This window comes from Cellulophaga sp. L1A9 (assembly GCF_009797025.1).
In the GTDB taxonomy this organism is placed as follows: domain Bacteria; phylum Bacteroidota; class Bacteroidia; order Flavobacteriales; family Flavobacteriaceae; genus Cellulophaga.
This window is the reverse complement of record NZ_CP047027.1, coordinates 173,332-187,624: the sequence shown is the minus strand read 5'-3', so window position 1 is coordinate 187,624 and position 14,293 is coordinate 173,332. Positions and strand designations below refer to the sequence as shown.

At 36.0% G+C, this 14,293-nt stretch carries 13 protein-coding genes; all 13 read right to left on the bottom strand.

The window, feature by feature from the left end:
• Nucleotides 1–10 precede the first annotated feature (10 nt).
• Complete coding sequence (locus tag GQR94_RS00855; RefSeq protein WP_158973560.1) at nucleotides 11–811, bottom strand: anti-sigma factor domain-containing protein; 801 nt, start codon at nucleotides 809–811, stop codon at nucleotides 11–13.
• A gap of 1 nt (nucleotide 812) precedes the next feature.
• Nucleotides 813–1,343 (bottom strand): RNA polymerase sigma factor, encoded by a 531-nt coding sequence (locus GQR94_RS00850; protein WP_158973559.1) that lies wholly within the window; start codon nucleotides 1,341–1,343, stop codon nucleotides 813–815.
• Nucleotides 1,344–1,421: 78 nt separating this feature from the next.
• On the bottom strand, nucleotides 1,422–2,021 hold the full coding sequence (locus tag GQR94_RS00845; RefSeq protein WP_158973558.1) for a superoxide dismutase family protein: 600 nt from the start codon (nucleotides 2,019–2,021) through the stop codon (nucleotides 1,422–1,424).
• 110 nt (nucleotides 2,022–2,131) lie between these two features.
• Complete coding sequence (locus GQR94_RS00840; protein WP_158973557.1) at nucleotides 2,132–2,767, bottom strand: hypothetical protein; 636 nt, start codon at nucleotides 2,765–2,767, stop codon at nucleotides 2,132–2,134.
• 88 nt (nucleotides 2,768–2,855) lie between these two features.
• Entirely contained in the window at nucleotides 2,856–3,533 is a 678-nt protein-coding gene (locus tag GQR94_RS00835; RefSeq protein ID WP_158973556.1) for a DUF2490 domain-containing protein, read from the bottom strand.
• Nucleotides 3,534–3,613: 80 nt separating this feature from the next.
• Complete coding sequence (locus tag GQR94_RS00830) at nucleotides 3,614–6,859, bottom strand: hypothetical protein (RefSeq protein WP_158973555.1); 3,246 nt, start codon at nucleotides 6,857–6,859, stop codon at nucleotides 3,614–3,616.
• A 105-nt stretch (nucleotides 6,860–6,964) separates the two neighbouring features.
• Complete coding sequence (locus GQR94_RS00825) at nucleotides 6,965–7,561, bottom strand: methyltransferase domain-containing protein (protein WP_158973554.1); 597 nt, start codon at nucleotides 7,559–7,561, stop codon at nucleotides 6,965–6,967.
• 37 nt (nucleotides 7,562–7,598) lie between these two features.
• Nucleotides 7,599–10,037 (bottom strand): T9SS type B sorting domain-containing protein, encoded by a 2,439-nt coding sequence (locus tag GQR94_RS00820; RefSeq protein ID WP_158973553.1) that lies wholly within the window; start codon nucleotides 10,035–10,037, stop codon nucleotides 7,599–7,601.
• A 166-nt stretch (nucleotides 10,038–10,203) separates the two neighbouring features.
• Nucleotides 10,204–10,971, bottom strand: a complete 768-nt coding sequence (locus GQR94_RS00815; protein ID WP_158973552.1) for a CDP-alcohol phosphatidyltransferase family protein — start codon at nucleotides 10,969–10,971, stop codon at nucleotides 10,204–10,206.
• A 111-nt stretch (nucleotides 10,972–11,082) separates the two neighbouring features.
• Entirely contained in the window at nucleotides 11,083–11,496 is a 414-nt protein-coding gene (locus tag GQR94_RS00810; RefSeq protein ID WP_158973551.1) for a hypothetical protein, read from the bottom strand.
• A gap of 134 nt (nucleotides 11,497–11,630) precedes the next feature.
• Nucleotides 11,631–12,623 carry a hypothetical protein gene (locus GQR94_RS00805; RefSeq protein WP_158973550.1) on the bottom strand — a complete coding sequence of 331 codons (993 nt, stop codon included), beginning with the start codon at nucleotides 12,621–12,623 and terminating at the stop codon, nucleotides 11,631–11,633.
• Nucleotides 12,624–12,667: 44 nt separating this feature from the next.
• Complete coding sequence (locus tag GQR94_RS00800; RefSeq protein ID WP_158973549.1) at nucleotides 12,668–13,597, bottom strand: PD40 domain-containing protein; 930 nt, start codon at nucleotides 13,595–13,597, stop codon at nucleotides 12,668–12,670.
• 122 nt (nucleotides 13,598–13,719) lie between these two features.
• The gene (locus tag GQR94_RS00795) at nucleotides 13,720–14,274 is read right to left on the bottom strand and encodes a glycohydrolase toxin TNT-related protein (RefSeq protein WP_158973548.1); all 555 of its coding nucleotides are present in this window, start codon (nucleotides 14,272–14,274) and stop codon (nucleotides 13,720–13,722) included.
• Between the last annotated feature and the right edge of the window lie 19 nt (nucleotides 14,275–14,293).

Here is a 14,293-nt window from a genome sequence, read left to right as displayed (position 1 = left end):
TTTAAGTATACTAAGAACTCACTACCCCCAAGGTATATAGTTGCGCTAAGTTAGGAGCGTCACTACCTCCCGCAGGTTCTAAGGTAATACCGAAAGCCTCAGACTCATTAGGGTTGTTTAAAGCAAATACTTTGTTATCATCCGTAATAAAATCTTCTAACAGCCCCATACTTGTTGGAGTTAAAGGCTCTAATCTTAAAGACCATACTTGGTATACCATTCCGTCTGGTGGTTCTGGTAGCCCTTGGGCATCTATAAAAACTTTCTGCTCACTTTTATTCCAGTAGGCTTTTGCATATGAATTAGGAGCTACGGCTTGGCCGCCTAAAGCTACCACTTGTATATTTTTATCCCGAATGGTACTTAGTAATTCTTCTGTTTTTTCTAATGATGTTTTTGCTTCTTCTATTTTTTCTTCTAAAGCGCTGTTTGCCTGTGTAGTGCTATTTAAATTAGACTTTAGCGCATTATTTTGGGTGTACATCCAAAAAAAGCCTACGGCTAATAAAACAGATGCTGCCCACCCGATGTAAGCACTCCAATTTGTTTTCTCTGGTTGTAGTGTAATTACTTTTGGAGCTTCTGCTGCGGCTATTTTAGCTTGAACCTTTGCCAAATGAATTTGTGCGCCTTCTTTCGGTGCAGCTGCTTTAGTCAATGCTAAAACGGCAGTTTCAATGGCTTTAATTTCATTTTGTATTTCAGGGTATTCTGCTGCGTACCTGGCGATATCTAAGTTTTCTACCTCAGATAAGATACCAGCAACGTAGAGTTCTAGAATTCCTGATGCTATATATTTTTCTGTATCCATGCTATAGTGCTATGTTTCCCCTAATTTGTGAAATGCAACTTCTGTTCCTTGTTTTTACCGTCCCTATAGGGATCTCCAATTCTTCAGCAGCTTCCTTTTGCGTATATCCTTTAAAGTACAATAAGTCTATGATCTGAACACATTTTTCTTTGAGGTTCGTTAACAGGCTCTTTATACCAATGGTATCTACTTGCATATTAAGGTCGTTTTTGTCTTCCAGGATATTTACGAAAAAATCAGAAGATAGGTTTTGTTTGCTGTTTTTGTGGGATTTAGAGCGCACTTCATCGATTGCAGCATTACGTGCAATATTCAACATCCATGTAAAAAAGCGCCCTTTAGAGATATTATAGCTCTCAGAATTATTCCATGCCTTTACAAATACATCTTGGCAAATTTCCTGAGCTATATCCGTATTCTTTACAATGTTGTAAATAACGCCACATATATTATCTGCATACATGCTGTACAGCTTTTCAAAAGCCTTGGCATCTTTCATTCGGAACTTTTCTACTAATTCTTCTAATTCCATTGACTAGGTTTACAAATTAAAGATATATAAAAAAAGCTGCTAAAGAGCAGCTTTTAATTTCAATGTTGTGGTAGATTCTTATTGGATAATACCGGCACAACTTACACGAGCACCTGCATCGCCACTAGGTTGTGATGTAAAATCATCTACTCCTTGGTGTACAATTACCCCTTTACCGATAATGTTTTTTGTGTCATCATCACAATCCATACACCATTCGTCAGTGCTGAATTCTACTGTAGCATTACCTTCTGCATCTGCCATAAAGTTTCCGATATCACCTCTGTGGTAGCCTACTTCATCCCCCCATTTTCCGTGTTGTTGGAATGTTGGGTTCCAATGGCCACCTGCAGATTTTCCGTCGGCAGAAGAACAATCTGCTGTTTCATGAATATGAATGGCATGCTCACCTTCAGATAATCCAGACATTTTAGTTACCATCATAACTTCACCATCTTTTTCGGTGAAAGTAACTTCGCCTTTTACTTCAGAATCACTTTTAGGTTCTAAGGAAATGGTCATGGTTTTTTCTTCCATGGTATTGTCCATTTCATCAGAGCTGTCATCCATGTTATTTTCTATATCGTCAGAAGTATCTTTAACCTCTTTTTTTGTGTCCTTGCAGCTATAAGAAAGACTTATTGCAACAAGCGCTAGGGTACCTATTATTTTTTTCATGTTGTATAGTTTTAATTAAAGTGTTTTACTTAATACACAAAACTAAACCTACTAAAAGAAAATAAGTACTCTAATAGCTATTAAAACTAACACAAATGCGGTGGCTAGAATTATTTTTTAGCAAACAACACATCACCTTTTATAGCAACTTCATCCCAAGTTTTACTTACACCGTCTTTACCAGTATGTAATACTTCACATACTTTGTTTAAAGAAGCAACAGCTTCCGTAGCGTTCCAATTCTTTAAATCCATTACCCCATTAAAAGTATAACTAGTGTCAGAGTTCATCGTTGTTTCTAATGGAATAGAACCAGTCTCACCATTCATTTCAATTTCTAATGAACATGCTTCACCATCAACCTTAAAAGTTCCAGAAATTATTTCGGTATTTTTCATAGCACCAAAAAAGAATTCTGTAATTTTTGGATCTCTTGTACCAGTAGGGTCATTTGTAAACAAGCTACTTACAGGAATTCCAAATTCTAAGCCGTTTAAAGCCTCTAAAGCAGAAGCTGCGGGAGTAGCATTTTTAATATTGATAGCTTTAAAAGTTCCTCCAACAGGAAGCTTGTCTGTCGTTTTGTAAGCTGTAAAGCTAACTTTAGTAGAGTCTGAAACTAGAGTATACATTTCTGTTGCAGTAACAGTTTCTTTTTCTTCGGTAGTATTTTCCTTTTTGGCCTCTTTACAACTGTAAGAGAACATACCTATTGCGAACGATAAAATTAAAAGTGTTTTTTTCATTACTGTAAATTTTTTATTTAATAGGATAAAATTACGCTTATTTTAGGCCGTATTCTAATTCAAACGCCACAGATTTCTGAATGATTTGCTATTTGTTCCTTCTTAAATCGGGACTGTAAAATACGCCTACTTGTATACGATCATAATTGGCATCAGAAAAATGATTCTTTAAATATCCAGCTTGTACCGCCAAGTTTTCTGTAACATTCACACCCAGGGCTCCATACAATCTATTTTGACCAAAGGCATCATCTTGTAAATTAATGAAGATTTCATCGTAAACATTCAAAAAGAAAATATCGGTTAAGGGTAGTGTTACTTGTAAACGGTACCGGGCTCTATGTTGCGTGTCTGTTTCACCCACAGATTCCAAAAAGCGTTGTTCTAATCTATAGCGGTGTTCAAAATGAAATTCGCCTACTTTGTTTTTTAAAATGAATTGCTCAAAAATTCGATGTTCTTTGCTGTTCTCTTCATTTGGTAATTCGTCAAAAGAACCATCTGTAGTAATATAGCCATAGCCTAGCGTGGCTATAGCTTCAGGGTTGATATGATAATTTAAACCCGTACGCAGTAATAGTTGATTGAAATTACTCGTGGTTTCATAATATCTAAACTGTGCTTCAGTATGGATACTCAACTTATCACTTACCTTATTGGTGCCAAAATACATATACCAAGCCCCCCAATTTTCTTCTCCTGATTCTTGGGCTTTAATAGTCGTTGTGGTTATAATAATCGAAATAAAAAATAGAATTCTTTTCATAGCAAAAATGGCCAGGTTGAGTTTGGTCGAAACCTGACCTATTTGTTTTAAATCCTCTCGACAATACTCAAGGAAAAATATTAATGTATAGTAATTTCTTTAGTCGCTTTAAAAGGAGAATTGTTCAACTTCTCCATAGCTGTTTTATAGGCTTTCCAATCGTCATTGAAAAATGCATTTGTCTTTTCTAAGGCCGATTCTAATTCTTCCTTTGCAAATGCCATCAAGTTAGTTTCAGTGCTAGTAATACCAGATTTTCTGCTGCCAACATAACGTCTTGCATTACCAATACGTTCCATTACCGTTATTTCAGGATTTCTAGTAATCCCTTGTCTTTTGTCTTCTTTGCCTAAATAAAGCGCCATAACATCATCTATTTTTTTAATAATTTCTTTAGATGCTTTAAGTTCTGCTTCGTATTTATCTTTGTCTAGTTCTTTTAATTCTTTTTGATATTTACTAGCTGTATTTTTACTTTCTACCAATTGTTTTACGGCATCTGCAGCAGTGGCCATATATGTCTCTATGGTTTTAGAGTGGGTATACACCTCATTAATAGATGCGGTAGAGGTTTCTATTCTAGGATCAGATTTTACTTCTATTGTAGCTTCGTTAGATACCGTGCCAAAAGACATTTTAATGGTATAGGTACCAGGCTTAACATCTGTACCGCCAGACTCGTTTTTACGCTTGCTAATTTTTCTAGATGGTCTGTCTGGGCCTTTTTCATCCATTCTCCAATAGATGCGGTGGAATCCTGCTTTTTCTGGCGTTTTATATTTTAAGGTTCTAATTAATCTAGTACCATCATAAATATCAAACTGCACAGAATCTTTCTTTTGTACCCCTGTTCTTTTTTCTTTCTTTTCAGCGGTATCTTCAAAATTTTCATCGTCCTCTTTATCAGCCTTATCATCTTCGTCTTTATCTTCTTTTTTTCCGGCTACTTTCTTCTTTCCTTCTTTTAAGTAGTAGGTAATCATAGCCCCAGATTTTCTATTTTCACCATTGAACATGGCATCTGCTCCAAACCTGCTCCCAGTAGCTTGTTGGTACGCGGCTTGGTATGCTGTAGGCGGAGTAAATAATTGTGCGTCTTTCTGAAGAATAGTAGCATCTGCTGCTAAAGCTCTCAAAGGGCGAATATCATCTAATACCCAGGCAGCACGACCAAAGGTACCAATCACCAAATCATGTTCTCTTGGTTGTATTGCTAAATCTTTAGTAGAAACCGTAGGGAAACCTTCCGTCCATTTTTGCCATTTTTCACCGGCATTTAAGGAAATATATAAACCATCATCAGTACCTAAAAACATTAGATTAGGGTTTACGATATCTTCTATAATAGAAAGCGCATAACTTTTAACATCTGCAGCATCTACAATACGTTCCCAAGTTTTTCCGTAATTTTTAGTTCTATAAGCATAAGGAGTATAGTTAAATCTGCGGTAATCATTGGCTATTAAAAGTGCTTCTCCTTTATTTTTGTTCGATGCTTTTATTTGCGGTATCCAGCTACCTTTTGGTAAGCCTTTTATATTCGCGGTAACATCGGTCCAAGCGGTACCTCCATTTTGAGTGATATGTACGCGACCGTCATCAGTACCAATCCATAACATATCTTTTTCAAGTGGAGAAGGTTCAATAACTAAAATGGTACAGTGATTTTCTGCTCCGGTAGCATCCATGGTTAATCCACCACTTTCACTTTGTTTTTGTTTTTCAGGATCGTTTGTAGTTAAATCGGTAGAAATAACACTCCATGTTAAGCCTTTGTCTGTACTTTTGTGCACAAACTGACTTCCAAAATAAACGGTACTTGTGTCAAAAGGATCTTGGCCAATAGCAGAATTCCAATTAAAACGTAACTCAGTTTTAGCATCTGGAGGGGTAGGGCGAACAATGTAATTGTTACCTGTTTCATGATCATAGCGCGATACAAAACCCTGCTGACTCATAGCATAACCAAAGCGAGAATCTTCTAGATCAGGAACAACATCAAAACCATCTCCAAAAGCAATCTCTTGCCAGTAGCTGTTGCGGATTCCTTGTGCCTTCCATACATAAGCAGGTCCTCTCCAAGAACCATTATCTTGCATCCCTCCATATACATTGTATGGATATTCATTGTCTGTATTAATATGGTAGAATTGCGCTACGGGTATATTCCCCACAAAACGCCATGATTTTCCACCATCTTTTGTAATATTCATTCCGCCATCATTACCATCCATCATAAATTGGCCATTTTTAGGATGAATCCACCACGCATGGTGATCGGGGTGAACGCCATTATCCGCGCCATAAGCGGGCATTAACTGCGTAAAGTTTTTACCCCCGTCTTCAGATACGTTGATATAGGTGAAAACAGAATATATTCTGTTTTCATTCTGAGGATCTACATAGATTTCAGAATAATAAAAAGGACGGTTGCCAATATCTTCTTTATCATTTATTTTTTTCCATTTAAAACCACCATCTTCAGATTTGTAAAGGGCGTTCTTTTTTGATTCTATAAGTGCATAAACAATATTTGGCTTTCCAGGGGCTATTGCTACTCCAATTCTTCCCAGTTCGCCAGCAGGTAAGCCATCTTCTTCTGTTAATTTTTTCCAGTTTTTACCGCCATCATGGGTCATATACAAACCACTACCTTCTCCACCAGATTTAAAAAACCAAGGATCTCTTTTATGCTCCCACATAGCAGCAATTAATTTGTTTGGGTTGGTAGGATCCATTACTAAATCTGCAATACCAGATTTGTTATTAGTAAATAATATTTTGGACCAAGTGACTCCGCCATCGGTAGTTTTAAAAACACCACGTTCTGGATGTTCTCCCCAAGGAGAACCAATAGCACCCACATAAACAATGTCTGGATTGGTAGGGTCTATTACAATTCTGTGAATATGTCTTGTTTTTTCTAAGCCCATAGATTTCCAGCTTTTTCCGCCATCTAGAGATTTAAAAATACCATACCCACCATTTAAGCTATTTCTTGGGTTACCTTCTCCGGTACCCGCCCATAAGACCGATGGATTACTTTGTTGAATGGCAACGGCACCAACAGAGGCAGTTACTTCTTTATCAAATATAGGTTCCCATTTGATACCTCCAGAAGTAGATTTCCAGAGTCCGCCAGAAGCGGTACCCACATACATAATTTCAGGGTTGTCATGTACAGCATCAATAGAAGTAACACGGCCACTCATACCTCCAGGGCCTATGTTTCTAGGTTTCAGATCTTGAATCAGATCCATTGTAAAATCTTGTGCAAAGGTGGAAAATGATGCGCATAGCACCATTAAAAATAGTAGTTTTTTCATTCGTTCTAGTTTTGGTTTAATTAGTCGGTTTAAATATACCAAAAGCATAAAGAAGAATTCTTAAAAAGATGTTAAGGAAGTCCGTGTAAAATGCAAAAAATAAGGCTATTTTTTTATGAAAATGCCAAACAATTCACGGTTTTGTCTAGGTAAAATGGAATTATAAGAGGATTGAAAGGTTTTTGAGTTAAAGTATGGATTTAAATACGTTAAGTACAACTCTTTATCGCCACCAAAAGGTCTTTTTTCTAAATCATCTGTAAGGGGAATTGAAAACCAGAGTCCGACTAATTTACCGTTTTCCTTTAAAAGGGATGCCATTTGTTTGGCATAGGCAGAACGGTTTTGGTCTGTTGGTACAAAAGAGCAGAAAAAAGTTTGTTCTAGAATTAAGTCAAATGCACCCTTAAAGTCAAAAAAATTGCCATGATGTAAATGGCTATCTGGGAAAGTCGGATTCCTTTTTTTGAATTCCTGAAGTGGAATTTTAGAAATATCGAGGATATGAACGTTTGTAAAACCTTGTTGGATTAAATATTCTGCCTCGTAGCCATTACCGGCACCAGGAATTAAAAGTTTTATATCCTTATTTTCAAGTTGGTCTATATAGCTTTTAATAGGAGTAGAGGGGTAACCAATATCCCAACCCGTGCTATGTTCTTTGTAACGCGTAGTCCAGTATGATTCTTCTTGATTGAGCATTCTTTCCTATTTAGTTATTAAAGTGCAAAAATGATACTTATCTTTTTAAAGCGAAATGCCCTGTGGTGTTAATGTTACCATCTATTCCTTCAAATTTAAACCAATAGTCACTCGCTGGTAATCTTCGTCCATTGGAGTACCCATCCCATTCGCCATTAATGGCATCAAATTGTGAGATAAGCTTGCCGTAACGGTCGTAAATAGATACGGTGCCTTCTAATGTAAATAACTCTTGATTAACCTTCCAAGTGTCATTAATGCCATCTGCATTTGGGGTGAAGAAATTTGGAAATTTTGATTTTATGGCTTCCTCAGAGTCTTCACAGGCTAATAAATCAATAGAAATTGTAAAACTAGATTCATCAGCACAAACTCCAGATTCCGTATAAATGTAAATAGTTTGCGTTTCAGTTATTCTGTCACTTTCATTTATCATTGTCCCTTGTCCGTTACTTTCTGTAAAATAATTACTAGTGGTAAGAGGGGGTAATGTGTAAAATTCACATTCCGATACATCCTCAAGTTGGTCTGCGGTTACAGGTTGCTCAATGGTTACCGTAAAACTGGTTTCATCAGCACAACTTCCTATTCCTGCATGAATATAAATTGTCTGTGTTGTGGTAATAATATCTCCCTCTTGTAATGGTGTTCCACTAGCATTTGTTGCTGTAAAGTAGTTACTATCTGCATTCAATGGCGGTAAGGTATAATTTTCACAAGAAGTTACATCGGCATTGGTATCTGCTACTGCGGGTAAAGTAGTGATTAAATTAAAAGTACTTTCATCATAACATCCCCCTGTATCAGAAACTCTCACGGTGACTACTTGATTGCTAGCTGTGGTGTTGATATAACTACTGGTAAGACTTAGAGGGTTGCCAAGGGTGTCAAAATAGGAAATAGTTAGACCCGTTTGTGAACCAAAAGCTTGTGCCTCTATATCCGCAAGATTTAAGGAAAAAGTAGCAAAGCCATCAGCATCTAAGTCACAAGCTTGAATATCATTAACAGTATTTGCGGTTGGACCATTAGCACTTACCGTTAATGTAATTGGGTTGCGCACTAAAGTAAGGTCGGTGACAATCGTACTTGTAATCAAACAAGTATAAACTCCAGCGTCGGAAATAGCTACAGGGTTTAATACTAAATCTGCATTAGTTGCACCAGCAATTGCCGTACCATCTTTGAGCCATTGGTATACATTGGCGTTACCACTAACTATTGTAGAAAGTGTTGTAGAAGACCCCACGCAACTGCTTAAGTTTTCAGCAGAATTTACTTTGGCTTGAGGGTTGTCAACAAAAAAAGTAAAGCCTTCATAATAACTAAATTCATCTTCGAAATCCCCAAATTGAAAGCGATTTCCATAAATTCTAATAATAGTAGTATTTAAAAAAACAAAACTAGGTATATCTCCCTCAATTCTATTGTTCATAAGGTCTAAGGAACTAATATTGGTCCAATTAACTAAACCTGCGGGCAAGACCCCTTCTATATCATTATCATTAATTTCAAACGTCCCAAGATTTGTTAACCCAGAGAAAGAATCGGGAATAGTTCCCGTAAAATTATTATGACCAAGCATCAAAATTAGTAAAGAAGAAATAGTACCAATTTCCTCTGGTAAATTCCCTACAAACTGATTATTCCGAAGTATCAGCTTTTCTAATACAACTAAATTTCCAACCATCGGAGAAATAGCTCCTTCCAATTTATTAAATTCTAACAATAAAGAGACTAGATTAGTTAACCCATAAATCGTTTCAGGTATTTCTCCTGTTAGATTATTATATCTCAACGACAGGGTGATTAGATTTGAGAGTAAACCTAATTCAGACGGTATTTTTCCAGTAAGTTCATTGTAAGAAAGTTGCAATTCTAATAAATTATTTAAATCTCCTAATTCAACAGGGATGTCTCCTGTGAGTTGATTTCCTGCGAGCAGTAATGATTCTAAAAAACCTAAGTTTCCTAGAGAGGACGGTATCTGGCCAATAAAATTATTTGCGCTTAACCACAATGTATTTAAATTACTTAAATTTCCTAATACAGGTGGGATAAGTCCTGTAAACTGATTATTGTTAAGAAGAAGTGTTTTCAGATTCAAAAGATTACCAAAACTATCAGGAATAGGACCTGTTAGATTATTTTGATCAGAAAGATCCAAATCAATTAAATACTGTAAATTTCCAAATTCAGTGGGTATTGTGCCCATTAAATTATTTCCTGAATTTGAGTTATTATCCAATAACAATTGTATCACATTCCCACCAGAAATAGTAATTCCATGCCAATCATTAGTCACTGGACCCGAAAAATCCCAATCATTTGTTGGGTCTGCATCTGTTTCACTAGTCCAATTACTACCACCTGTAGCTGTGTAAAAAGCTTGTAATGCAGCTTTTTCAGCAGGGGTAACTTGAGCCTGAATTATATATGTAAATAGTAAGGATAGTAGTAGGGTATATACTCTCATTAAAAATATAGGTTTATAGGCACTATTTTGATCAATTGAACTTGGAACTTTCGCTAAGATACCTTTTTAGTAATTATAGCTATCTCATTTTTTAAAAACTTAAAAACTCTGAATTGTTAATATAAGCTCATAATTACTCCTTAAATAAGACTATTTCCCTCCGTTTTCACCTATTTATATACCTTCTAATGCCTATAAAAATAAGAATAAAAACAGAGAAGCCTATAAAGAATGGAACTATATAATGTTTTAAACCAAACACCAGCATTAAGGCAATTAGCAGCAATTGAAAGCCAAGACCAAAAGTAGAGACAGCAGTCATTAACCAATTTGGTAGTTTGCTACTTTTAACGGCATCTTTATCTAGGATATAAATAATCTTATCAAAAGCACCATAAAGCACTTTGTACATGAAAAATAAGATATTTACATTTTGCTGTTTTTCGCCTGCTAAGGCTATAGGAATACTGTCTTCAAAAATACGACTTGTAGTATCTCCGTTATATTTATTCCTTAAGATGACATAATAGTAATTGTATAAGGTTCCTTGAAGTTGTAAACCTATAAACGCTAAAAATGCATAAAATAGAGATCCGTCTGTTACATACCAGATGGTACCAATTAATAAGAGATTCAATAGGATGTCTGAAACAGAATCAAGATAGCGGCCGGTATAGGATGGTGTTTCTTTTATACGAGCCAGTTCGCCATCTGCAGCATCTAGAATAGATTTAAGGATTAAGAAAAATGCGGTAGCCCAGTAATAGTGATGATAAATACATACGATAGCTATGAGTCCAGAAAAGACAAAAGCAATAGTTACATGAATGGGAGTAAAGGATGTATTTTTTAAGGACTGAGCAATGATTCTAGCACATGGTCTTCCATAATCAGACAAGTCTAAAAACTGATTTTTCTGAGGTAATTTTGACATTTAAAGAGTCGCACTTGAGAAGAGAAACCAATAACGGAAACACGCTTGCTTGGTCCACTTTTCAAAGCGGTGGGCGCAAAAGTAACATTAATTTAACATTTTCTAAAAGTTTCATCGTGTTTTAATCCCCATTCTGCCGCCCAACCATGCCATTGGAATGTAAGCCACCAAAATATCTAAAATGGTAAACCAAGTAGGAGATGGGAGTATATACGTATTAGCGACACCGCCTATCAAGAAAAAAATACCAATAATAAGTGCGGCTTCAACGCGGTAGGTGACCGCTATTTTTGCGGTAACCAAAGCCCCCACTAAAGTTCCTAGCGCATGGGCTAAGAAAGGCATTATAAAATGTTTGGGAGTAAACAAATGCATGGAAGCTTTTAAGCCTTCCATAGTCGTCACATCTACATCGGTTGGTGGGGGAACAATAAAACCGCTACTCATAATAATTCCCATATTTACCATACTACCGATGAGTATTCCAGCAGCTACTGCTAGAATATTCCTTAAAGTCGGATTCATACAAATGGTTTTTTGGTTATTCTCTTTATAAGATACTGATTTTTTTGCAAAGAATTTAGTAAACTAGACATCCATTACAACTAACATTTTCATTGGTTAGATTGCTATGCGTTAAAGTTCCTAAAGTCTACTAGCTATTCTATATGCATATTACTAAGGGTTAAACTTAATAAGCTGGCTAATTCACCTTCTATGGTTTCAGCATCTGCATTCATAGGGATATTTTTGCTAGGAGTAAGTACTGTAATGCCCGTAGCACTAATTTGATAACTTGTATTCTTACGGGTAAATGTTAAGGTGTTTTTATCTTTATGGTAAATAAAATCCTCGTCATAGAAAAGTTCTACTTTATTTTCTTTGTCGGTGAAGACATAGTATAGTTGATTTGAAAAGGCATGAACCAAATTCATTTTTTTGCCGTTTTTAAATTGAAAGGAGAAAATTGTTTGTATGTCAAAGCCACTATCTGGTAAAACGCTATACTTGGTTTCTACCATTTGATCATTTACCCGTACTTTTTCTACATAATCTAACAGCATACCATTGGGGTTCATGGATTCTTCACTTATTTTAAGAGCAATGGGTTTATTATTTTGGACTTTAAATTCAGAAAATTGATGCCAGCAACAACCACTTTTGGTCGTGGTATGTATGGTTTTCGTTTTCTCCGCTATTTGAAACATGCCACGATATTCATAAGAAAGCCTTGTAAATTCAGGACTGAGAACAAAAGTCTGATGCTCTTGCAGGTAAATTTGATAGGAAGGCCCGCCGTAGCAACTATTACGCCCATCCATATAGGCGACATCTTCTAGCCCGTCAAAATTAAAATCTTGAAAAATCAAAAAGTTTTGGCGGCCGTAAGGTAGAGAAGTAGCATTGGTTTTTTCTTCCGTATTATCGTCGGTTTCAATAATGAGTTCATCACTTGCTATAAATAACACTTGTTTAGCAGTAGTAGTATTAAATATAGAAAAACTTCCTTTTTTAAAGTCATGATTTTCAAACCCTTTTTCAATTTCTATGGTAGCATTATAGGTGGTTGAAAAGTCGGTTATCGTATACGTAAGTTGAGCTGTTGCTAGTACCGGTAGTATTCCGAGAAGCAGTAGTAAACGTTTTTTCATTTTAGGGGTACAATTTTAAAGGGTAGACAACGATCCGTCAATTCTTAATCTATATTTAAATGTACTTGGTAAATTTTGCTCAAGCCATTTTTACTATCTTCTAGATAGGTTTTAAATGCAGCCATTGATTCAAATTCTCTAGGCGTAAGTGTATTTCGTTTGCTGGTAAAATATAATTGCTGATGTTGTGCATCATAAAAAGGGCAATAGTCCATGTATATGGTATTGATAGGAATTCCTAGATTCTTTGCTTTTTGCCAGACGCCATTCCTGTCTTTTTTTGCAAGATAAAGGTCTCCACTTCCTTGCCCATCAGCTTCGTTGTATCTAGAAAAGATTATAAAATCTTCTTCCTCAGCAATGAAGGCATTAAATTCATACCCAGCGCTATTGATGTTTTCATTCAATAATACGGGTTTTGAGTACTTGCCATTTTTCCAAGTGCACAGGTACAGATCGTCTTCACCTAAACCTTCGGGGGCTACCATGGTAAAATATAAATTATTGTTCTTACTTACAGAAGGGTAAAATTCATCTAAGGTAGAATTTACAGGAGCTCCTAGATTTTTAGGACTAGACCATTCTGCGGTGTTATTTTTTCGGTCTACATACCAAATATCAAAATCTTTTTTTTCGTTAGTGGTGTTTTCTAAAGGCCGGTCTGAAACAAAAAATAACTTGTTATTATCATAGGAAAGAAAAGGTTCTAGGTATTTGTAAGCAGCATTAAAAGGTAGTAATTCTGGTGCAGACCATCCCTTTTTTTCTTTTTTAATATAGGCGAGTTGTGAGAGTTCTTGGCTGGGACTCTGTACCGTAAAAAAAGCTTCTTGTCCGTCTTTTGAAATACAAAAATCACGCACGTTCGTAAACTGATTCAATACCGCATCAAAGGGAGTAATAGCAGCTTCGGTCTGTGCAAAAAGTGCTGAGGTTATAAAGAGAGATAGTATAAAGAGTCCGTTATTCATCATGCTTTAAAGGTAACGGTTTTGTCTCATTTGGACTCTGTAAAGTAAGAAAGGCCAAGGAGTACTTTCCCATTTCATTATTGTTACGCTAACAGTTTAGCACTGTAGGACGTACTAAATGGAGGTTATTTTAACTTAAGAATACTTATTTTTCCTGCGGCATACAATTCTGATAGGGATACTTTTTTTCCTTCAAAGACTGGTAAAGAACCATCAAAGGTGATTCCTTTTTCCGTAATAAATCTATAATTATCACGGTCTTGAAGAATCCCCAGATTTTCTATCGTCAAAGATACTTTTTCAACAGAACTAATGGCATTTAGTTTATGCGCTTCTTCTAAGGTAATAGGATTGTCTAAATAAGAAAAGAACAATTTTGTACCGCCACCAGGTTTGCCAAACCAAGGCATTGCTTCTCCTGATTTTATTTTTATTCCTTCCGGAATTTGATTGATCATAAACACCTGTTTTTCAAAATTATCAAATTCATCGGGGAGCGATTTTCGTTCAAAAGGCTCCTTTTCATACCAGAAATAAACGGCTTGGTTTTGCCAAGAAGGATCTTGTTTATTTTCTACCGCTTTTGGATTATGATAATGCATAAAAAGATCTGCACCTAGATTAAAGGTGAGAATCGACTCATTAATCAACCAATCAAATTTTTCAGAATCAAATTCCATAGTATTCTTTTAAGGTTTT